This is a genomic window from Pedobacter sp. Bi27, from assembly GCF_918698255.1.
Classification (GTDB): Bacteria; Bacteroidota; Bacteroidia; order Sphingobacteriales; family Sphingobacteriaceae; genus Pedobacter.
The window spans coordinates 29,858-53,795 of the sequence record NZ_CAKKMW010000014.1 but is presented as its reverse complement, the minus strand read 5'-3'; the positions used below and the strand labels follow the sequence as shown (position 1 = coordinate 53,795).

Genomic DNA, 23,938 nt, shown 5'->3' with positions numbered 1-23,938 from the left:
GACGGTTCTTACAATGACTTCAACACGAACGGTAAGGTAGATGCGGGCGACCGGATCAACTACACTTTCGTGGTGACCAATACAGGCAACGTAACCTTGACAAATGTGACGGTTACCGATGCCAATGCAACCATTTCTGGTGGCCCGATCGCAAGTTTAGCGGTAGGTGCCTCAGACAACAGCACTTTCACCGGTTTCCATACGCTTACCCAGGCGGAGATCGATAACGGAGGCGTGTTCAACGTGGCCACGGCTACCGGAAAAGATCCGAAGGACAAACCGGTTACGACCACTTCGATCGATCCGACACCGTTGTCGCCTACCGATCCGAACTATCCGGTTACACCGCCAACGCCTGCATGCCCAAGCTGTACGGTTACACCGATTGTACACACAGGCGCAATGACCCTGGCGAAAGACGGTTCTTACAACGACTTCAACACGAACGGCAAGGTAGATGCGGGCGACCGTATCAACTACACTTTCGTGGTGACCAATACAGGCAACGTAACCTTGACAAATGTGACGGTTACCGATGCAAACGCTACAATTTCTGGCGGCCCGATCGCAAGTTTAGCGGTAGGTGCTTCAGACAACAGCACTTTCACCGGTTTCCATACACTTACACAGGCGGAGATCGATAACGGAGGTGTGTTCAACGTGGCTACCGCTACCGGAAAAGATCCGAAGGACAGACCGGTTACGACCACTTCAGTGGATCCGACACCATTGTCACCTACCGATCCGAACTATCCGGTTACACCGCCAACACCTGCATGTCCAAGCTGTACAGTTACACCGATTGTACACACAGGCGCAATGACCCTGGCGAAGGACGGTTCTTACAACGACTTCAACACGAACGGTAAGGTAGATGCAGGTGACCGTATCAACTACACTTTCGTGGTGACCAATACAGGCAACGTAACCTTAACAGATGTGACGGTTACCGATGCAAATGCTACGATTTCTGGCGGTCCGATCGCAAGTTTAGCGGTAGGTGCTTCAGACAACAGCACTTTCACCGGTTTCCATACACTTACACAGGCGGAGATCGATAACGGAGGTGTGTTCAACGTGGCTACCGCTACCGGAAAAGATCCGAAGGACAGACCGGTTACGACCACTTCAGTGGATCCGACACCATTGTCACCTACCGATCCGAACTATCCGGTTACACCGCCAACACCTGCATGTCCAAGCTGTACAGTTACACCGATTGTACACACAGGCGCAATGACCCTGGCGAAGGACGGTTCTTACAACGACTTCAACACGAACGGTAAGGTAGATGCAGGTGACCGTATCAACTACACTTTCGTGGTGACCAATACAGGCAACGTAACCTTAACAGATGTGACGGTTACCGATGCAAATGCTACGATTTCTGGCGGTCCGATCGCAAGTTTAGCGGTAGGTGCTTCAGACAATAGTACTTTCACTGGTTTCCATACCTTAACACAGGCGGAAATTGATAACGGAGGTGTGTTCAACGTGGCGACCGTTACCGGAAAAGACCCTAAAAATAACAATATCACAACCACTTCGGTGGATCCGACACCATTGTCGCCAACTGATCCGAACTATCCGGTTACGCCGCCAACGCCTGCATGCCCAGGCTGTACGGTTACACCGATTGTATACACTCCATCGATGAGCCTTGCAAAATCGGTGAACGGCACAGTACCGAATACAGTTGGTGCTGAACTTAAATACAACTTAGTGCTTACCAATACCGGTAATGTTACCTTAAGCAATATCGCAGTGAGCGATGCCAATGCAGTGGTTACAGGTTCTCCTATAGCGAGTCTTGCACCGGGCGCTTCGGTTACCTTAACTGCTGTGCATACAATGACCCAGTCGGATCTCGACGGTGGCAGCGTGACCAACCAGGCTAAGGCTACGGGCAAAGACCCTAAAGGTAACGGTGTGGACAAGGATTCTGATGATCCTTCAACAGGAACTCCTGACGATCCTACAGTAACCATTATCCCTGCTGCTCCATCGATGAGCCTTGCAAAATCGGTGAACGGCACGGTACCGAATACAGTCGGTGCTGAGCTTAAATACAACTTAATCGTTACCAATACCGGTAATGTTACCTTAAACAATATCGCAGTAAGCGATGCCAATGCAGTGGTTACAGGTTCTCCTGTAGCGAGTCTTGCACCGGGCGCTTCTGTTACCTTAACTGCTGTGCATACAATGACCCAGTCGGATCTCGACGGAGGAAGTGTGACCAACCAGGCTAAGGCTACAGGCAAAGACCCTAAAGGAAGTGGTGTAGACAAGGATTCTGATGATCCTTCAACAGGAACTCCTGACGATTCTACAGTAACCATTATCCCTGCTGCTCCATCGATGAGCCTTGCAAAATCGGTGAACGGCACGGTACCGAATACAGTTGGTGCAGCACTTAAATACAATTTAGTGCTTACCAATACGGGTAATGTTACCTTGAGCAATATCGCAGTGAGCGATGTCAATGCAGTGGTTACAGGTTCACCTGTAGCAAGCCTTGCACCGGGTGCTTCGGTTACCTTAACTGCTGTGCATACGATGACCCAGTCGGATCTCGACGGAGGAAGTGTGACCAACCAGGCTAAGGCTACAGGCAAAGACCCTAAAGGTAACGGTGTGGACAAGGATTCTGATGATCCTTCAACAGGAACCCCTGACGACCCTACGGTAACCATTATCCCTGCCGCTCCATCGATGAGCTTTGCAAAATCGGTGAACGGCACAGTACCGAATACGGTCGGTGCAGCACTTAAATACAACTTAATCGTTACCAATACCGGTAATGTTACCTTAAATAATATCGCAGTGAGCGATGCCAATGCTGTGGTTACAGGTTCTCCTGTAACAAGCCTTGCACCGGGCGCTTCTGTTACCTTAACTGCTGTGCATACAATGACCCAGTCGGATCTTGACGGTGGCAGCGTGACCAACCAGGCTAAGGCTACGGGCAAAGACCCGAAAGGGAATGGTGTGGACAAGGATTCTGATGATCCTTCAACAGGAACCCCTGATGATCCTACGGTAACCGTTATCCCTGCCGCCCCATCGATGAGCCTTGCAAAATCGGTGAACGGCACGGTACCGAATACTGTTGGTGCCGAACTTAAATACAACTTAGTCGTTACCAATACCGGTAATGTTACCTTGAGCAATATCGCGGTGAGCGATGCCAATGCTGTGGTTACAGGTTCTCCTGTAGCGAGTCTTGCACCGGGCGCTTCTGTTACCTTGACTGCGGTACACACGATGACCCAATCGGATCTCGACGGTGGCAGTGTGACCAACCAAGCAAAGGCTACGGGCAAAGATCCTAAAGGTAATGGTGTGGACAAGGATTCTGATGATCCTTCAACAGGAACCCCTGACGATCCTACAGTAACCATTATCCCGGCTGCTCCATCGATGAGCCTTGCAAAATCGGTGAACGGCACGGTACCGAATACTTTGGGTGCTGAGCTTAAATACAACTTAATCGTTACCAATACCGGTAATGTTACCTTGAGCAATATCGCAGTAAGCGATGCCAATGCAGTGGTTACAGGTTCACCTGTAGCAAGCCTTGCACCGGGCGCTTCGGTTACCTTGACTGCTGTGCATACAATGACCCAATCGGATCTCGACGGTGGCAGTGTGACCAACCAGGCTAAGGCTACGGGCAAAGACCCGAAAGGGAATGGTGTGGACAAGGATTCTGATGATCCTTCAACAGGAACCCCTGATGATCCTACGGTAACCGTTATCCCTGCCGCTCCATCGATGAGCCTTGCAAAATCGGTGAACGGCACGGTACCGAACACGGTTGGTGCTGAGCTTAAATACAACCTGGTGCTTACCAATACCGGTAATGTTACCTTAAACAATATCGCAGTAAGCGATGCCAATGCTGTGGTTACAGGTTCTCCTGTGGCAAGCCTTGCACCGGGCGCTTCGGTTACCTTAACTGCTGTGCATACGATGACCCAAGCGGATCTCGACGGGGGAAGTGTAATCAACCAGGCTAAGGCTACGGGCAAAGACCCTAAAGGAAATGGTGTAGACAAGGATTCTGATGATCCTTCAACAGGAACGCCAGACGATCCTACAGTAACCATTATCCCTGCTGCTCCATCGATGAGCCTTGCAAAATCGGTGAACGGCACGGTACCGAATACAGTTGGTGCTGAACTTAAATACAACTTAGTGCTTACCAATACCGGTAATGTTACCTTAAGCAATGTCGCAGTAAGCGATGCCAATGCAATAGTTACAGGTTCTCCTGTAGCAAGCCTTGCACCGGGTGCTTCGGTTACCTTAACTGCTGTGCATACAATGACCCAGTCGGATCTCGACGGGGGAAGGGTGACTAACCAGGCTAAGGCTACGGGCAAAGACCCTAAAGGTAATGGTGTGGACAAGGACTCTGATGATCCTTCAACAGCTACACCAGATGATCCTACGGTAACCATTATCCCGGCTGCTCCATCGATGAGCCTTACGAAGACAGCAACAAATGTGGCGACTAAAGTAGGGGATGTAATTAATTATAAATTAATTGTTACCAACACCGGTAATGTGACTTTAAAGAATGTCACCATTACTGATGCAAAAGCAGATCCAGGAAGCATTATTCCTTTGGGCATCGCGGTGTTGCAGCCAGGCGCTCAGGTTACTGTGACTGCAAGGCACACCCTTACTCTTGCTGATGTAAACAGCGGCCGTTTTGCCAACCAGGCTACCGCTTCAGGAACAGATCCTAAGGGAGGGACAGTGGTAGTTGATTCTGATGATCCATCAACTCCTGCAGCTGGCGATCCAACTGTGACAATAATTACTGCAAAACCAGCAATTTCACTGGTGAAATCTGGAGTGCTAAGTACAGATGGAAACAATATTGTTTATACGTTTAAGATCAGAAACACAGGAAATGTTGAGCTGGCACCTGTTACGCTTACAGATAATAAACTGTCGTTGAATGTAATTGTAGCAACCAGACTGGAACCTGCAGCCGAGGTTTCATACCAGTACTCTTATTTGGTAAGCCAGGCAGACAGGGACAACGGAAAAGTAGAGAATACTGCTGAGGTTATTGCCAGTTCACCTTCAGGAGACAAGGTGACAGACCGCTCGGGTACAGCTGAGGATAATGATCAGCCTACACAAACCCTTATGCCACAGCGTTCGTCAATCGCGCTTGTTAAAACAGCGGTGGTATCCGGTAATTCAATCAACTATACCTTTACAATCACCAATACAGGCATGACGACTTTAACTTCGGTTAGACTGAATGATGCCAAGGCTGGAATTTCAGGTCTTTTATTGCCGCTGCCTACAGGGCTGTTACCTGGACAATCGATCAGCCATAGCGTGGTTTATAAATTGAGTCAGGCAGACAGAGATTTAGGTAGCGTGAGTAATACGGCTAAGGTGGATGCGCTAACTCCGGAAGGCACACATGTAGGTGATGTATCTGGTTCTGACAGTACCAATGACAAACCAACCGTAACCCCTGTAACTCCATCTCCGGTAGCGGTGGATGATGTTGCCTCTACCAAGGCAAATCAGATCGTGAAAATACCGGTGCTGGGCAATGATGATGCTAAAAATTCAGGTTTTGACCTTAGCAGCATTGAGATTACTGCTCAGCCGAAAAACGGCACGCTAAAAATCAATTCTGATGGTACGATTAGCTATGAGCCACGTGCAGGATATACAGGAGGCGACGAGTTTACCTATAGGGTGAAAGATAAAGATGGATATTATACCAATATAGCTTCAGTTAAGATAACTGCTGACTTTAATGCCATCAAGGTGCCAAACCTGTTTACGCCAAATGGAGACGGAATTAACGACACCTTCGAGATCATCGGCCTGAACCAGTATCAGTCTAGCGAACTTACAATTGTAAACCGCTGGGGTAATGAGGTATTCCATGCCAAAGGCTATAACAATACCTGGACAGGAGAAGGATTGAACGAAGGAACTTATTTCTACCTGTTACGTGTAAAACGGACTGAGGGAAGTGAAGTTGAGGTATTTAAGGGATACATCACATTGATCAGGGCCTTTAAAAAATAATAAGAAGTTGAGGAGCCGGCATTGCCGGCTCCTAAGATAAGACAATGATGAAAAGAATTATTATATCAATAACCTGCGCACTAGTGCTGGTTGCCGGAACAGTTTCAGCACAACAGGATGCTCAGTACAGTCAGTACATGTTCAATGGGATTTATATAAATCCAGCATATGCCGGCTATAAAGAAGTACTGAATGCGCACACTTTTTACAGGAGCCAGTGGACAGGCATCAACGGTGCGCCCAAAAGTCTTGCATTAGCAGTTGATGCAATTGCCAATAGTGGTAACGTTGGTCTTGCCCTTCAGGTGGCTTCCGACAAACTTGGTGCGCAGAACAACCTGAGTATTTACGGAAACTATGCCTATCGCATCAAAATGAACGATGACGGAAGTTCCAGGCTTTCACTGGGGCTTGGTGTGGGCATGGTGCAGCTTGGTATCGATGGCGCAATGCTCAACCCAAATAACCCTGAACCCAACCAGCCTGTAGACGTTCAGCGTACGATCGTACCCGATGCGCGTGCAGGGGTTTATTTTGCCAATGACCGTTTCTATGCCGGGTTATCTGCTGATAATCTGATCGCCAGTTATGTTAATATCGACCGCTATGCGTTTATTCCACAGCCCAAGCCACATTTTTACCTGACGGCCGGAATGTTACTGCCGCTGAACGAATCCTTTCAGCTCAAACCTTCATTTTTGATCAAAGATGACAGAGGAGGACCTACAAGCCTCGACGTAAATGCATTTCTGATGATCAAGGATGTTTTCTGGGTGGGAGGTGCTTACCGCACCGGAGTAAAGCTTTATGATAAAAGCCATCTTCAAAAAGATCTGAGCATGCGCAATTCAGCTGTTGCCGCATTGCAGTTCTTTCCGTCGGAAAAGATACGGATCGGTTATGCATACGACTTTTCAGTCGGGCCGCTACAAGGCTACAGTGGTGGCACACACGAGATATCCATTGGATACTCCTTTATCAAACCGAACATCAGAATGGCCACCCCAAGGGTATTTTAATCACTATTTAGCAAGGAATCATGAACAACAAACACTTACTGGCCTGTTTTGCAGCTACGATAATCACCCTTACGGTTATCCACCCGGCATCAGCTCAATATATCCTCAAGCAGGCCGACACGGAATATGATTTATTTAATTTTAGCAAGGCGGCAGATTTATACGAGCAGGCCTACCGCAAGAAAGCAGTTCTGCGCACGGCAGAACGGTTGGCTTCGGCCTATGGGTACATGAACGATTACAAACAGACGGAAAGCTGGTATGCGATTGCCTCTGCCATGCCCGGAAGCAATGATCAAAATATCCTGAAATACGCCAGTGCCCTACAGCACAACGCAAAATATTCTGAAGCAAAGTCCCAGTTTCAGCGTTACATAGACCGCCATAGCGAAGTGACTGAACGGCAGCGCAACTTATGGCTGGGCTCGTGTGACTCTGCACTAAAATGGATGCGCAATCCAAGACCCATTGAGCTTATGAATGTATCTGCGCTCAACTCTTCTCAGTCTGACTGGGGGGCTGTTCAAAAATCCGGGCAGATTGTTTTTGCATCCGACCGCAATGCTCATTCAGAAACAACAGCGGCAAACAGGCCGTTTTTAAAGTTCGACGGTGCAAAGCGACCCGATAAGGATATTTATGGCTGGACAGGAAACGGATACCTTAAATTATATGCGCAGCATATAGGGCAGGATAGTGTAAAAGTGATACCCATTTCCGGTAGTTCTGAGTATCATGTAGGGCCGGCAAGCTTCACAGGAGATGGAAAACTTATTTTCTTTACCATGACCAGGATCCCAGAAAGGACTAAACGGAGCGGAAAGGAACCTGCTACGGTAAATGTTGAGATTTACTCCTCACAAAATGATGGGCAAGGTGGCTGGCAGAAGCCAATTCCTTTTCCCTTTAACAACGTAGCCGAATACTCACTCAGCGACCCCTACATTTCAGCCGATGGGCAAAGTCTTTATTTCTCCTCAAATATGCCAGGAGGCAAGGGCGGAGCAGATCTTTACGTCTGCACTAAAACGCAGTCGGGAGACTGGGGCAGGCCGGTGAATTTAGAGGAAATCAATACAGCTGGGAACGAGCGAACAGTTTCGTTTGATGAGCACAACAATATGTATTTTGCAAGCGACGGATATATTGGAATGGGCGGGCTTGATGTTTTTAGGGTTATTACTCATGCCGATAAAATAACAAGTATTCAAAACCTGGGATACCCGTTTAATTCTCCGAAGGATGACCTGGCTTATTTTCCGTCCAGCGCCCAATCGCCAGGATATCTCTCCTCAAACCGCGACGGAGGAAAGGGAAGTGATGATATCTATAGCGTGTCAATACAGATGGGTTCAACCTATTTAATAGCAGGAAGAGTTTTTGAAAAAGGAACTGGCCGGATTTTGCCAGGAGCAGTAATGACTTTAGTTGGTCCGGGCGGCAAACGACTGTCTGTTGAATCAGCCCAAGACGGATCTTTTAGTTTTGAGGTTCCACTGGCCAGCTATACAATCAGTGGCGAGAAAACAGATTTCCGGAGCGAGGTCAAAACCGTGATGGAACCTTCGGCGCATGAGCAAACTGTTCGTATAGACCTAAATCTTGAGCGTATAAAACTTAACCAGGGCATCCGGATCGAAAACATTTATTATGATTTCGATAAATCGAATATCCGCAAGGATGCTGCTTTGGAATTAGATAAACTTGTACAGATCATGGAGGAAAATCCAACCATCTGGATCGAACTTGGATCGCATACCGATAGCAGAGGGGGCGACAGATATAACCAGCAGTTGTCGCAGCGCAGAGCAGAATCGGCGGTTGCCTATATTATTTCGCGGGGAATAAACCGTAACCGGATTACTGCCAAGGGATATGGTGAATCTGAACCTGTTAATAACTGCAAAAATGGGGTGGATTGTTCAGAAGAGCAGCACCAGCTGAACAGAAGAACTGAATTTAAGATTACTAAATATTAATGGATGCGACAGGTACTGATTGGTGTGGTTATTGTGTTTTTCGCCACCATGATTTTACTATATGTGAATTTTTTAAGATCAGAATGGGACAGTAAAAAACGTCGTAGAAAGCGTTGAAGGCTTCTTGTCTTCATTCGCAAAATGCCTTTGAGACATATATAAAAATGGTCACAAAGCTAAATACAAAAACATAGCTTCTTGAACGTACCCTAATGCTGAATTTACGATTAATGGATAGCTACCTGATTTTTTAGGTAGCTATCTTTTTTCACTAAAGTTAATATAGCTAAATTTTTCTCTCACACTCATTTAATTGTTTCATGTTCAAAATCAATTTGAATTTTATGCGAAGGCAAACGTATGTAATCAAAAGAAACATGACAGATCATGATTCTCTCATGCGTATCAGGATAGGGGACCTTCTTATAGATGAACGCGGTAAAAAGGGAAGAGTCATCGCTATTGACAGGTATAATCGTATCGGCGAAGTTCATTATTACTTTCGGCGAGACAAAGGCGGTACCATACTTTGCATTATATGATTGGGCTATTTATTAAACTTTTCAAAAGGTAAATCCCATTTTTAATAAGTACACCAGCTAGAAGCAGAAGTTGTCAGAAAATGTGTAACAGCAATTTATCTGAGCCACCTTGCCAGTTTACATGCATAGTAGACTGTTCTAAAAATAAGTTATTACTATTTTAAAGGATTTACCAGTTGCGATCGTTAATAAATTTAAGATTTTAATAAATATTGATCCCCATTTGGTTATGGCCTAATGGCCAATATAGATACCTATCCATCTTCCAGCTAATTTTTCCTCTTATCAGGAAGTTGTCGTCCAGTTTGCCCGTTGCTAAAAAATCAATCAATATTTGCATTCCTCAGGCGCAGGGAATTGAGGATAACGGAAACGGAACTCAAACTCATTGCGAGGGCTGCGATCATTGGCGAGAGTAGTATCCCAAAAAACGGATACAGCATGCCGGCAGCAACCGGGATGCCCACAATATTGTATCCAAGTGCAAAAAAGAGATTGCCTTTGATATTTGCCATTACTTTATGGCTTAATAGCCTTACTTTCGCAATTCCATTTAAATCTCCTTTCACAAGGGTGATCCCGGCGCTTTGTATGGCCACATCGGTTCCTGTTCCCATGGCTATGCCGATATCAGCCTGGGAAAGTGCAGGGGCGTCGTTAATTCCATCTCCCGCCATTGCCACTTTCTTGCCTTCAGCCTGGAGACTTTTTATTTCCTTTAATTTATCTTCAGGAAGCATCTGGGCTTTATAGCCGTCTAATTTCAGCGTTTCGCTAACTGCTTTAGCTGTATCGTCATTATCGCCGGTAAACATCATGACCTTTATGCCCTCATTTTGGAGTTTTTGAATTGCGGATGCACTCGAAGGCTTGATCTTATCAGAAATTACAACATATCCGACAGCTTTTTCTCCTACAGACAGATAAGAGACCGTCTTGCCCGCTTTTTGAGCAGCCTTAACCTGCTCTTTTAATTCAGGATCTATTACCGCTTTAACCTGCTCCATTAATTTCTGGTTGCCTAAAGCCAGTGTCTCCGATCCCAAATTGCCTGTTACGCCCATTCCCGTGATGGCCTCAAAGCTTGTTAGGGGCTTGACCTCTATCTTGTTTTCTTCGCCATAACGTAAAGTTGCCTGTGCCAGTGGATGTTCACTGCTGCTGTTCAAAGCCACAATTTTTTCAAGAATATCCTTTTGGGTAAAGTTTGAATTTACGCTAACCACTTTTTCAACCGAAGGTTTACCTTCGGTTACCGTTCCGGTCTTGTCTATGACAACTACATCAATAACATTCATTTTCTCCAGCGATTCCGCGTTTTTTATCAGGATGCCTGAATGTGCACCCTTGCCAACGCCCACCATTACAGACATCGGTGTCGCAAGCCCCAGCGCGCAGGGACATGCAATAATCAATACTGCTATCGCATTTACAAAGGCATAAACATAAGCCGGATCGGGACCGTATAATGCCCATAATAAAAATGTTATAATGGATATGAGCACCACAACCGGAACGAAATACCCGGAGATCTTATCGGCCATCTTTTGGATGGGCGCTTTGGAGCGGCTGGCGGAATTTACCATTTCGATGATCTGGGATAAGAGGGTCTCCGAGCCTACCTTTTCCGCTACCATTACAAAAGTCTTATTTCCGTTGATTGTTCCCGAAGTTACCTTTTCGCCTGTTTTTTTCTCCACAGGAACCGGTTCTCCTGAAATCATCGATTCATCAATTACCGCTTCTCCGGTCTCAATGCTGCCATCTACCGGAATGCTTTCTCCAGGCTTTACCCTCAGCAGATCTCCTTTCTGGATGTCTTCAATGGGTACCGACACTTCCTTATCCCCAATCACTTTTGTAGCGGTGTTTGGGGCTAGTTTCAATAGTTCCTTAATGGCACTATTGGTTTTTCCATGCGCCCTGGCCTCTAAAAGTTGTCCGAGCAGTACCAATGTCAGGATTACCGTTGCGGCTTCAAAATAAACAAAGACCGTTCCGTGGTGCGTTTTAAACTGGGCAGGGAAAATATCGGGGAAAATCAGTGCGACCAGACTGAAAAGCCAGGCTACTCCCGCACCTATTCCTATAAGGGTAAACATATTCAGTTTCCAGGTTATCACCGATATCCAGGCACGCTGAAAGAACATCCAGGTAGCATAGAAAACTACAGGAATGGATAGTCCAAACTGAATCCAGTTCCAGTATTTAAGTTCCAGCAAATCAAACAGTGGGTTATTGGGAATCATTTCCGTCATTGCAATGATAAAAATGGGTATTGTAAAGGCTGCTGCAATCTTAAACTTTCTGAGCAGCGAATCATAAGTTTTATCTTCTTCTTCCAGAACTGCTCCGGTAGGAACCAGATCCATGCCGCAGATCGGGCATGCTCCTGGTTTATCCCTGATAATTTCGGGGTGCATCGGACAGGTAAACTGTGACGACCGGATCTTTACGGGCTGTTTCACCAGGTCCATTCCGCATACAGGGCAATGCCCCGCTCTTGGATAAGTCTTTTCGCCTTCGCAATGCATCGGACAATAGAACACTTCTCCTCCTTTGTTTATATTGTTTTTTTTAGCCGGTGAATTATGTTTGTATGCTGATGCATGATGAACACTATTTATTTGCCCGGGTGTTTTTGAAACCCCTTTTTCATGAGATCCCATCTCAATACTGTAATTTCCCACCGCAGATAGTGTCTTTTGCAATTTCTCGGTTGGGAAATGTTTTTCCATGCTAATAATGGCTTCAGACGGATCCAGGGATACTTTTGCAGAAATGCCATCAATGGAGTTTAGTGCATTTTCAACTTTTGCCCTGCAGCCCTGACAGCTCATTCCGGTTATTTTATAGCGATGTTCCATGTTTTTAATGCTTAAGGATCTAAGGTTAATAACTGAGACTAGCACATAATATTCAATTTGCTCAAGTGACCAGTCTGCCCCCAGGGTTTTTTAGTCCTGCAAAGTCGGATATATTTACGTTCAGCCGGTTCCGGGCAATGTAGTTAGCGGGAACCTACATTTAAAAGCGCTCAATGTTAATTTTTACATCACAAATCTATACAAGGACCTGCAATTAGCCTTACACAATTTTCCTTATCTTTTATATAATTATAAATAGCTTCTTATAAAAGATTTCATTGCCATAATTCTACAGGATGGTTGTAAGTTCATGGCTTGGCACAACCGCCGCATGGGTTGTGCTCAAAGTACCACAATGCAAATTATCGGGCTATTGTGATGGATAACCTCGCACTAATAAAAGCAATTTTTCTCTCCTAAATCTTCCCATGTTCCAGATGCAGCTTTAAATTGCAATTTGAACCCTTTTTTTGCATCTTGATCTTTTAAATAATAAATGGTAAGTGGGTGATATCCTTCATCAAGTGTGACGCTCTTTTGAATAACTTCGCCAGTTTTATAACCAAAATCTGCATCGAGTAAATTAAATTGATGAAGCTTGACAAATGCGCGGTTGTCAGAAACAAGTTTAAAGGTATATAATCCTCTTTTTGGGATTTTGATAAAGGTTTTATACATGATCATTCCTTTTGCCGTTTTAATTGGAACGGGTGATTTAGTAAGACCAGATTGATCAGCACTTTGAGCATTTAATAACGGTATAAATTGGAAATCTCCTTTAAAAAACGACCATTTTATGCCTTTTTTCGCGTTTTTCGGAACATCTATACCAGGTACCGGTGTATCATCATAAGGACGCAATGCATCTGGATCTGAAATTCTTAGCTGCAATACCTTAGCTTTCATGTTAGCTTGCAGTTTCTCGAAACCGTTTTGACCGGCCAGGTTATTTTTTTCTTTTGGATCTTTTACTACATTATAAATTTCAAACTTATCATCCGCTGATTTGATATTATATCGCACCCCCACAAAATCTCCTATTCTGATCAGCTGCATCTGATTGCGTTTTCTGCCAGCATGTCCAGGTTCGAATTGATCAAAGTCCGGTGTATTACCAGCCTCAAAATATTCACCATATACCAAAGCTTTTTCCTGCTTTCCGATATTGGTTAATGAAGGAAGCAGGGATACACCAGTTGTCCTTACCGGTGCAAAGGTTTTAGCGGCTCCTGCAAAGGTGGGTAGCCAATCGGAGAGCATTGAGGGAGTATTTACCACTTTGCCTGCGGGAATGTGTTTCGGCCAAACCGCTAACGAGGGCATACGCACCCCACCTTCCCAACAATCACGTTTTATTCCATCAAAGGGACCATAGCTACTGAAAAAAGTGGGTTTAACAGCTACAAAAGACTTGGGTAGATAAGATTCTATCGATGGACCGTTATCAGAGGTGAAAACAACCAGTGTATTATCATCGATTTTTAAATCTGACAATAATTTTCTGATATCGCCAACGGCATCGTCAAGACGTCTTACCGCTGTTGCATATCTTTTATAGGTATCTGGCCATGGAACCTTCGGGGTATTTGGGTCTTTATCATCATCATAAGTAGCAGCTGCATAATCAGGATGAACATAACTATCAACAGTGCCAGAGGCGGTATTGATCATCTTTCCCTTTTGACCGGTCCATTGCAGTCCTCCCTTTAGCCCACCACCTGTTGGGTACCCTTGGGTTGGCAGCTCGAGTACTGCATGTGGTGCATCGTAAGCCAGATACATGAAAAAAGGTTTTTTCTTCTCAAAATTTATAATGAAATCCTTTGCTTTTGCAGTCCATAAATCGGTGGTATAACACTTTTCCAATCCTTCGGAAACTTCTTTATAGTTGGCCCAAATTTCTTTTTTGCCTCTATATATACCTTCCACAGGATAGTGCTCATGGCCATCTGCATGGCGCATATACCCAAAATAATCATCAAAACCTCTTTTTAAAGGATGTGCAGGCCAGTTTGGTTTTTGTTTTTCATCGGCTCCCTGTAAACCCCATTTCCCTATGGCAACCGTGGTATAACCTGCATTTTTTAATACCGTAGCTATGGTATGATTGTTTTCCAGCGCTTTATCGAACTGATTATCCCGGATGGTGGCATTACCCTGGTTGACGCCAGTTATTAAAGATGCCCTTGATGGTGCACATACCGGAGCATTTGCATAATGCTGGGTCAATATAGCTCCTGATTTTGCCATTTCATCTAAATGTGGGGACATTAAAGCAGGAAGGCTTTTGCCCCTTTGATTCTGAAACAGGATGCCAAGATCGCCATAACCAAGATCATCCACTAAAATGTAAATGATATTTGGTTTTTGCTGCGCACATACATTGGCATTGATTGAGAAAAAAGCAATGATGAGGAAACTAAAAATCAGCGCTTTGCTTTTACGGTTTTTCATATTAAGGATAAAGGAACGAAAATAAAAAAGACAATAAATGATGTATGAAGAAAATTACCTTCATAAATTTAATGGGCGGTAATTACTGATTGTTGGATTATTTCCATCCTGGATTTTGCACGATTTGAATTGAGCACAATTTGGTTTGATGGAATCGGATATAAGTAATAGTATTTTGGAAATGGACTTGGAGGTATGCCCAAATAGGAGATATAACCCGCAGTTGCTCCGTTTTGAATGGTAATGATACTATTGGCAGGGACATCTGTTCCCTTTTTATTGCTAAGACTGAACTCAAAACACTATAAATTTAGATTAAGATAGTTATTTTAATGATTATGATTCATTATTTTTATTGATCGCTAATTGCCTTGAATAATAAGGTCTATAGCAGTTTGGATTCAAATGCATAATTATTTCTATTTTTTTTTGATCTGATTACCAGTATATCTAACCTTCAGGTAAGTACCCAACTAACCAGTAAGTACTTGTTCGATAGTGATATATAGGCTTACTTTATAGAAAAACTTAAATATATGATGCCGAAAGAAATTATTACTGCTTATTTGGAAGCCTTAGGTAAAGGCGATATAGCTGTTGCATTTTCCTACTTTAGTACAGATGCGCAATGGCACCAGCCAGGATCGCATCAATTTGCCGGATTAAAAACTGGACCTAAAGAAATTGGTGAAATGGTTGGTGGAATGATGGAAGCTACCCAAGGCACTTTTGCCCTAAAACCAATCGGGAACCTGATGATCAATGGCAATATGGCAGCGTTACCTGTTAACTTTACTGGTACTATCGAAGATCGGACTATGGATATGACAGGCGTAGATCTATTCGAGGTAAAAGATGGTAAAATCATAAATGTATGGTTGTTTTCTGATGATCAGGAGCTTGAAAACAAGTTCTGGGGAAAATAACGTGGTGCGCAATTTTACTAAGACGCATTTTAAAGAGGGCATTCTATTGAATGCCCTCTTTTAGCACACCCAAATTCATAAAGCTTTTAATTAAGGGGATGTGTTCCCATAAGAATAGCCCTTAGGGGCTAACTTTATTTGCCTATAACTGGTTAAATTACTTCTAATGATCCTATTCCTAAGCAATAATTGTTTATTAGGTAAAACCATAGATTTAATGTAACATTGTTGCATCAAAAGACTCAGATCTAACTGATAGATAACGGCTGTGAAGCATGTATGCTGCCGGTTTAACTCCCAGACATAAAAAAATAACTTATTACTTTTAATGAAAAACACGATTTTAAGCCTGAAAACAATCCTATTGGGATTGACTACATTACTTTACCTTCAGCATTCTGCATCTGCCCAGAATGTCAAATCAGCCACGCCCGTAAATGAAAAACAATCAAAGACTGATACCATAAAATGGGATAATGACCATTACCTGGTCGACCGTGATTCTGCATTCAAAAATCCACTCCTTGCAATAAAAAAACTAATGGGAGGAAACAAAAGATTCGTCGAGAACAGATCTACCCGCCCTAGGCAAAGTGCAGAAACCATAAAAAAATTGGGCTTTGGACAAAAGCCTTTTGCAACCATCGTAGGCTGTTCTGATTCTCGGGTTCCCAGCGAAGTGGTTTTTGATCAGGGTTTAGGTGATCTTTTTATCATAAGAACTGCCGGACAGGTTTCATCAGCAGCATCTTACGGTAGCATGGAGTATGCGGTACTTAAATTGTATACCCGCTTAATTGTGGTTTTGGGCCATTCAGAATGTGGCGCAGTAGCCGCTGCAGTAGAACGGCCGGAAAATGTTCCAGGCCATATAGTTACCTTGATAAATGAAATTAAACCAGCTGTAGCAAAAACCGCAAAAATGGCTGGAAATCCGTTGAATAATGCTGTGAGGCAAAATGTGATCGATCAGGTAAATGTATTAAGGGATCTAGATCCAATCCTGCACAGCAAATATTCAAAAGGAGAAATTTTGATTGTAGGGGCCGTGTACGATATTCATACAGGAAAAGTAGAATTTTTAAAAGAAACGATGCAGAACCTTCCCGGCAAAAAACGCTAAATAATCTAAGTTCGTTTACTTTATAAATACGGGAATATTCATAAGCCCCGAGGCGTACCTCGGGGCTTATCTAGATTTTTGAATCTTGACTTCGATTTCAGGACTTTAAGCTAGAAAACGATAACGGCCGCCTGGCTCAGGAATTACCGCTCATCTATTGATTATTGGTGTCGGAAAGGCAATTGGCTGAGTTTTCTCAATTTGTCAACCAATTCACCTACACTGCCTTTCCTTTGGTTCCTGAAAGCAAGGTCCGTATATAGTGTTGCACAATACTTGCTTTTACTTTTTAAATTTCTCCATTCTGCCCAGAGCGAATCATAGTGCTTTATCGATTTATGGATTGCATTATTATCCATTTTTCCTTTGGTTTTCAATTTATGGGCTTCCAGCATGAGGCGCCACATTTCTTCTATTAGCTCAAATTTTATCCGTCCATAGGTACAAGAGACACGAACTGCTTCCTGATTTTCTGCATTTGGAAAGGTTATTTGATTGGATAAGCTTTCAATCTGTCTCCAGATGGCAGATGCTTCTGATTTTTCCCAAAGTACTTCTGGTTCTTTATGTTTTTCGATGATCTCTGCAATCACCTCCTCATTAGCTTTGGCAGAAAAATACTGGTCACGGCTCCACCAAACCTGATTGGAGGCATAACTATTGAGCTGACCCTTGCGAACTCCTTCAATGGTGAGTAAGTTCAATTGTCGGAACAGATCTGCTTGATAACCCCGAAGGCCCAGTTTTTCGGAAAATTCGTTAAAAATTGCTTCCTCCGTTTTATTGGGATGTAGTGCCCATTGCGAAACCACGTAAGTGTTTAAATCTGTCCAGATTTCGCTTTTGGTATAAGGACCGTCCCAACCTCCACCATTAGACCAGGTGAGCACCCCACTGAGCAGTCCGTTGCTCAACATCTCCCTTATACCTCTTGGTTTAGACCGATCGTTCTCTCTGCCTGTAAATTTATGGCTACCAAAGGCGATCTCGTATTTTGTTTCAGGCCAGCCATCAATAACGCCTTTGGCTGTATAATAAGGATGTGCACCCTTTCCATAAGCTTCCATCCTGGACTGTGCTTCTACAATCTGTTGATGATTTCCTATTCCTATCGTCGGATTGAAAGGGGTCATCCTATGGAAGTCATCCTGTTGATACTTGATCACAAAAATAAGGTTTGGATGGGGCTTTACTTTGTTGGTTACCGCCAGATAGTATTCCGGGTTGGTATGAAAGTTATATCCAAAGTCCCAGGTGCGGTAGAAAAGTTTTTTGTTCCTTTTTTCGCATACTTCCTCACGAAGTAAATTTAGCATCGTAATCTGGTCATCAATGCCTTCCTTGCCGTTTCTGATAGGCCCACCGCCCATATGATAAGGAGTATCCTGTAAATAAGTCTCGCCAAAGCGAAGGGTGAGCCCGCCTAGATCAGGGAACCTCTTGAAAATTCCGTCTATCTGAGCACGCAGAAGTTCCTGGGTCCGCCTGCTCTGCATATCTGGTTTTGCAGAACGTTCAGCCATTCCTCCTGTACCTTCTACTGTCCCGGTCCCCCTGATTTCTTTTCCAAAGCGGTCCCAAACCGATTTTGGAAATACAATGAAATCGGTAAAAGGATAAACCTGGATCCCTGCTTTTTTGCAAGCCTGTAACTTACGGTCTATCTCGGCAGCTTTAGCTGTAACCCACTTTCTTTCCTGCCCTCCTAAAGGCAGCAATCCCTTCTGATAATCGTCATAGGTGATGGCACAGTTTACAAACCAGTGGGTTACCATTCCATTGAACCCGTTTGCTTTCATAACCAAAGGGTCATTATACTTGGTTTTATACGGTTCCTCACCTGGATTGTTATGCACCATATCCATAATATATGTCAATGGAGCATGTTCGGTCTGGCCGTAAGCCTGTTTGCAAAATGCAAACAGGCACGGTAGTAGATAATATATGATTTTTGTACTGAACATGGTTAGTAGCCTGGGTTTTGTGTCAGGATTGCATCCTTATTGCGTTCGATCTCCCGCTGGGGAATAGGCCAAAGGTTATTGAATGGCTGAATGTTGGCGGCTAATGGATTTTTGGCAATATTTACGGTACGTTCATAGACCATATTAAGTCGCGACAGCGTCAGCCTGCGTTTCTCTTCAATCCCTAATTCTCTCATCCTTTCATCCAGGATGTAATTGATGGTAACATTACCTTCCAAAACAGGGCTGGCATTTGCACGAGAACGTATCGCGTTAATATCCTCAGCGGCTTTAGTTTTATCCCCAGTGCCCAGGTATGCCTCAGCGCGTATAAGATAGGTTTCTGCCAGTCGGAACATATATTGATCTGTGTAAGTGCCGCCTGCTGCAGGGCTCAGTAATAGGGTTGCTTTATTTGAAAAAAGGCCATCGGGATGTTTTCCAGGAGTGGTGCATTTTGATTGGTAAGCGTAGAAAGCTCGGCTAGGAACGGTAACCCCGGCAGGAGGCGCTTCGGTTGAGACCGTTTTGCCAAAATAGGCCGTCTTACCTGGATCGTTATAAACGTACGTTCTAACAAAATTAAAATTTGAGTTGCGCATATCATTGTTAAAGTCACTCGCCCATATTGTATTTGAGAAATAGGTTGTGGATATTGCCCAACCGATTCCCCGCCCGCCAGTATAATCTGATACTGGCCATAGAAATGGCTTGGTACCATTGCTAAGTGTGACATCCCTGATCAAGGGTGCAATCTGTCTTTCTAATCTGTAACTGCCTGCGATATCCGTTGCAGTGGAAGAGCCCCCGGGAATATCATTTTCAAATTGGATTACCCAGATGGATTCTTTATTGCCACTTGTCCTATTCTGGTTTTTCGGCCTGAATAGATCCCAATAAACATCTCCGGGATCTGTAGCCTGAGCGCCAAACCTGGTTTTCATCAAGGCCATGTTACTGTTGTTAATAACAAGGGAAGCAGTTGAAACCGCATCATTGAACTGACCGGCAGCAAGATACACCTCTGCCAGTAAGTGCTGCGCGGCTACATTACTGATCTGTCCCTCCTGCACAGTTGTGATGCTGGGAAGATTGCCAGCAGCAAACTTCAGGTCTTCAATAGATTGTTTTAGCACTTCCTCGCGGCTGGCCCGTACATAATCGGTCTTCGGGCTTGTCACCTGGTGCAATTCGATGGGAACCCCGCCATAAAGATAGGCAAGCGTGCGGTAGGCAAATCCCCTGAAGAACCTGGCATTGGCCTGAACGAAAGTTATATCATTGCCCGCTACCTGCGATGCGCCTAACTTATCCAGAATGGTGTTGCTTTCTGAAATTATTTTGTATAAACGGCTCCAGTGGCTTACCAGATAAGTACTGGTAGGGTTCGTGGAGGTGGTGTAGTTACTAAAACGTTGTGGACCACTTGGCTGTCCGTCATATACTAGGTCAAGGCCATAGATATAATCAAATGGGTTATTCTCATCCGAGGTATAGAACTCGGTACGCACAATGTTGTATATGTTGTAGATAGAAGCATTAAAATCCTTAAGCGTATTGAAGGAGTTTGTAGTACTTGTGAAGTCCAGGGGCTTTTCATCCAGAAATGCTCTTTTGCAAGAACCGGCCGTCAAGAATATAATTAAAACAAATATTTTTAGTGAATTTTTCATAACCATCGAATTAGAACGTAACATTTAAACCAGCAGAATATCCCCTTATAATCGGACTGGCTCCATAAGCCAGGCCTTGCAGTGTCTCCGGATCCCATCCACGCCATTTGGTCCATAGGGCAAGATTTTTTCCGCTTACGAAAACCTGTAGACTGTTCAGGCCTAGCTTTTTAGTGATCCGGCCGTCAAAATTGTACCTTAATGATACTTCCTGTAGCCTGATGAAATTTCGTTGCTGATAAAGCTGTGGATCTACTGCAGGTACGCTGCCCGTAATCCTGTACTGTGCACCGGGATTTGATGGTGTCCAGTAGTCGATTTCCTTGAACCAGTTGTTCCTGATTGCATTATCACCCTGTTGGATCCCCAAATCAGTCCATGGATTGTTCACATTCATATAACCGTTTTTTCCACCTTGTACAGCATTAAGAAAAACAAAAAGGGAAATATTTTTGTAACTGAAAGTATTTCCGAAACTCACCCTGTAAGCAGGTTCCGTATAACCAAGGAATGTCCGGTCATTCGCGTCTATCTTTCCGTCACCGTTGAGGTCTACCAGCTTATTGCTTCCAACAGCATAACCTGAAGGAGGTGTTTCCCCTAACTGCCATAATCCATTAGTCTGATAGTTGTAAATCGTACCTATTGAACGGTCAACAAAAAGATTGCTTGCAACCAGGTCCCCGGTACCAAGGAGCTCTTTTATCCGGTTTTTATTGGTGGCAAAGTTTATAACAGAGCTCCATTGAAAGTTCTCTAGCTTTAAGTTAACGGTGTTCACATTTATTTCAGTCCCTGAGTTCCTGATTCTGCCCACGTTACTTGGTATAGATGAAAAGCCTGTTATTTCCGGGATATTGATGTTATATAGCAGGTTGCTTGTAATGGTGTTATAATAATCTACACTGCCTGAGATTCTTCCTTTCAGTATAGAAAAGTCCAGTCCTGTATTTATCCCAACCGTTTTCTCCCAGGAAAGATCATTGTTTCCCATCGAATTTACAACCTGGCCAAACAAGGTCGTTCCACCATCACCAAATACATAAGCGGCACCCTGGCCAACTGTTGCAAGCGAAGCATAACGGTTGGTAAGATTCCCATTGGCGCCATAGCCTATTCTCATTTTTAAGTTGTCCAGCCAGCTAAAGCGCATAAATGATTCATTGCTTGCCACCCATGCAAATGCTGCTGACGGGAATATGCCCCATTTGTTGTTGGAGGCAAAGCCCGAAAAGCCATCTCGCCTAACCGTTGAGGTGAGAATGTATTTCTGGCGGAAGCCATAGCTCAGCCGCGCCGTTTGGTAATTGTATGTTTCGCTGTAAGCGCCCGAGGATATCTTTTGTATTGTTGCCTGGTCGAGTTTGTTATAGCCTAAAACAATATTGTTATATCCGGTACCATTGGCATTGGTGGTCTGGTAACCTGTTGATCTGGATCCATACACCATGGTGAGGTCAAGGGAATGGATATTATTTAAAGTTCTCTTGTAGGTGAGGATGTGATCCAGCGTACTGTCATAGGTATTATCATTGGTCTTGGATGCTGCTCCCGTAAAATTTGCAGCATACTGATTAGCGGAGTAGTTTTGGTTCCAGAAATAATTGTTACCATAGTTTATACGGTAGGAAAGTCCCGGAATGAACGGTAGATTGAGAATGGCATAGAAATTGCCCGAAAGATTGTTCCTGCGGTCATAATTGTTTCCCAAAGTAGCCAGGAAAGGATTGTTGATGGAGGCATTTGGGGTGAGTATGATATTTCCAGCTGCATCATAGGGTGTGTTCAATGGACTGTAAAGCATGATATCCCTCAAATTTGGCGATAGACCGGAATAATCAGCGAAGGAGGCGAATGCATTTGTACCGACTGTTAACCAATCAAATACCTTTGTTTCCAGATTCAATCTTACCGATTTCCTATTGAACTGATTATTGATGATAAACCCTTTCTGCTTGGTATATCCACCTGATAAGAAAAAGTTGGTCTTTTCGGTTGCATTGCTGATGCTTACCTGCTGGTCATATAAAAATCCGGAATTCGTGGCGGCACCGTACCAGTCAAAATCAGTACCATTATCATAACCAGCCTGTTGTGTGGGGTCGAGTGCGGAGCGAACATTAAAGGCAGGATTAGGGGTTGTATACTCAGGAGCCAGATATGCCGTGCGCCAATTGATGTCCCTGATCTTCTGGATGAATTGTTCCCTGTTAAGGGGATGTAGGATATTTGCAGGATTCTGTGTAGCATAAGATGAAGAAAAATTGATGATCGGCTTGCTACCGATTTTCCCCTTTTTTGTCGTAATCAACAGCACTCCATTTGCAGCAGTAGCACCATATATTGCCTTACTGCTTGCATCCTTTAATACATCAACAGATGCTATATCATTGGGGTTGATCCTGGAGAGATCGCCAGCATAAACGATACCATCTAAAACGATCAGAACGCCTTGAGAGCCACTTAGTGTAGATTGCCCCCTGACTTGTATGCTTGGGGTCTGCCCGGCAGAGGTTACCGGCCCAACATTCAAACCAGGAACAGCGCCCTGTAGGAGCTGGGCAATATTTGAATTTGGGGAAGTCCTGAAAGACTCTAAGTCTGCCCTGACAATCGATCCGGTGACATCTGATTTTTTTTGGGTTCCATATCCAACAACGACCACCTCATCCAGATTTTTTGGTGTCGGAACCATTTTGATGACGATTGCGTTTCCCTCCACATTTTGATATTCCTGGGTTTGATAGCCAAGGTAGCTTACGACTAAAACGGCATCTTCGGGCGCCGAAATGGCAAAATTTCCGGATGCATCGGTTGCCGATATGGTCTTGGTGCCTTTGACGCTTACTGTAGCGCCGACGATAGGCCCACCGGTTTCATCGACGACCTTCCCCTTAACTTGGACGGGAGATACGGCACTGGGTATAGTTTTAGGGTTTTCGGTTTTACGCTTAAGCACTACCGTTTTATCGATAATGCTGAAAACAAGGGGCTGGTTTTCAAGAATGATGTTCAGCGCTTTGTCCAGCTGGACATCTTTTATCGAAACAGAAACCCTGAGGTCTTTTACAGAAGCATCTTTGTAAAAAAAGGTATAGCCAGTCTGTTTACGCAGCTCATCGAAGACCTGGGATAACGGTGTGTTTTTTTTAGATATGCTTACATTTTGAGCATACCCTTTTACCGATAACAATAGGCATGTACTAAGAAGTAGGAAAATGGCTGATTTTGTTATCGAAAATCGTATGGCCATGACCGTCCATGTGGATGGCGTTTCCGCACATGAATTTAATTTCATAATTTTGGTTTGATTTGG

General features: G+C 44.2%; 10 protein-coding genes. 5 read left to right on the top strand and 5 right to left on the bottom strand.

Annotated features, from left to right (window positions below; translation table 11 throughout):
• From LQ227_RS25115 to LQ227_RS25105, 3 genes are all read left to right on the top strand, one after another.
• Positions 1–6,075 (top strand): gliding motility-associated C-terminal domain-containing protein (locus tag LQ227_RS25115; protein WP_230151840.1); only part of this gene is annotated, 6,075 nt, incomplete at its 5' end.
• 44 nt (positions 6,076–6,119) lie between these two features.
• The gene (locus tag LQ227_RS25110; protein ID WP_230146484.1) at positions 6,120–7,094 is read left to right on the top strand and encodes a type IX secretion system membrane protein PorP/SprF; all 975 of its coding nucleotides are present in this window, start codon (positions 6,120–6,122) and stop codon (positions 7,092–7,094) included.
• A 20-nt stretch (positions 7,095–7,114) separates the two neighbouring features.
• Positions 7,115–9,073: an OmpA family protein gene (locus tag LQ227_RS25105; protein WP_230151838.1), complete on the top strand. Its 1,959-nt coding sequence runs from the start codon at positions 7,115–7,117 to the stop codon at positions 9,071–9,073.
• Between the two features lie 865 nt (positions 9,074–9,938).
• On the opposite strand, the gene LQ227_RS25100 is transcribed toward LQ227_RS25105, so the two are convergent.
• Together LQ227_RS25100 and LQ227_RS25095 are read right to left on the bottom strand one after the other, a co-directional pair.
• Positions 9,939–12,482, bottom strand: a complete 2,544-nt coding sequence (locus tag LQ227_RS25100; protein WP_230151829.1) for a heavy metal translocating P-type ATPase — start codon at positions 12,480–12,482, stop codon at positions 9,939–9,941.
• Between the two features lie 393 nt (positions 12,483–12,875).
• Positions 12,876–14,936 (bottom strand): sulfatase-like hydrolase/transferase, encoded by a 2,061-nt coding sequence (locus tag LQ227_RS25095; RefSeq protein WP_230151827.1) that lies wholly within the window; start codon positions 14,934–14,936, stop codon positions 12,876–12,878.
• A 536-nt stretch (positions 14,937–15,472) separates the two neighbouring features.
• Here LQ227_RS25095 and LQ227_RS25090 point away from each other — a divergent pair.
• Together LQ227_RS25090 and LQ227_RS25085 are read left to right on the top strand one after the other, a co-directional pair.
• A complete protein-coding gene (locus LQ227_RS25090; RefSeq protein ID WP_230151825.1) occupies positions 15,473–15,862 on the top strand; it encodes a nuclear transport factor 2 family protein in 390 nt (129 codons plus the stop codon).
• Positions 15,863–16,190: 328 nt separating this feature from the next.
• A complete protein-coding gene (locus LQ227_RS25085) occupies positions 16,191–16,985 on the top strand; it encodes a carbonic anhydrase (RefSeq protein ID WP_230151823.1) in 795 nt (264 codons plus the stop codon).
• A gap of 161 nt (positions 16,986–17,146) precedes the next feature.
• Here LQ227_RS25085 and LQ227_RS25080 read toward each other — a convergent pair whose 3' ends face one another.
• The 3 genes from LQ227_RS25080 to LQ227_RS25070 are packed head-to-tail and all read right to left on the bottom strand — an operon-like array spanning position 17,147 to position 23,920.
• Positions 17,147–18,949, bottom strand: a complete 1,803-nt coding sequence (locus LQ227_RS25080; protein ID WP_230151820.1) for a hypothetical protein — start codon at positions 18,947–18,949, stop codon at positions 17,147–17,149.
• 2 nt (positions 18,950–18,951) lie between these two features.
• Positions 18,952–20,622: a RagB/SusD family nutrient uptake outer membrane protein gene (locus tag LQ227_RS25075; protein ID WP_230146476.1), complete on the bottom strand. Its 1,671-nt coding sequence runs from the start codon at positions 20,620–20,622 to the stop codon at positions 18,952–18,954.
• Between the two features lie 10 nt (positions 20,623–20,632).
• Entirely contained in the window at positions 20,633–23,920 is a 3,288-nt protein-coding gene (locus LQ227_RS25070; protein WP_230151816.1) for a SusC/RagA family TonB-linked outer membrane protein, read from the bottom strand.
• Positions 23,921–23,938 lie beyond the last annotated feature (18 nt).

Excerpts from the sequence above, each read along its gene's own strand:
- LQ227_RS25110 (WP_230146484.1), top strand. The coding sequence starts at position 6,120 with ATGATGAAAAGAATTATTATATCAATAACCTGCGCACTAGTGCTGGTT.
- LQ227_RS25105 (WP_230151838.1), top strand. The coding sequence starts at position 7,115 with ATGAACAACAAACACTTACTGGCCTGTTTTGCAGCTACGATAATCACC.
- LQ227_RS25100 (WP_230151829.1), bottom strand. The coding sequence starts at position 12,482 with ATGGAACATCGCTATAAAATAACCGGAATGAGCTGTCAGGGCTGCAGG.
- LQ227_RS25095 (WP_230151827.1), bottom strand. The coding sequence starts at position 14,936 with ATGAAAAACCGTAAAAGCAAAGCGCTGATTTTTAGTTTCCTCATCATT.
- LQ227_RS25090 (WP_230151825.1), top strand. The coding sequence starts at position 15,473 with ATGATGCCGAAAGAAATTATTACTGCTTATTTGGAAGCCTTAGGTAAA.
- LQ227_RS25085 (WP_230151823.1), top strand. The coding sequence starts at position 16,191 with ATGAAAAACACGATTTTAAGCCTGAAAACAATCCTATTGGGATTGACT.
- LQ227_RS25080 (WP_230151820.1), bottom strand. The coding sequence starts at position 18,949 with ATGTTCAGTACAAAAATCATATATTATCTACTACCGTGCCTGTTTGCA.
- LQ227_RS25075 (WP_230146476.1), bottom strand. The coding sequence starts at position 20,622 with ATGAAAAATTCACTAAAAATATTTGTTTTAATTATATTCTTGACGGCC.
- LQ227_RS25070 (WP_230151816.1), bottom strand. The coding sequence starts at position 23,920 with ATGAAATTAAATTCATGTGCGGAAACGCCATCCACATGGACGGTCATG.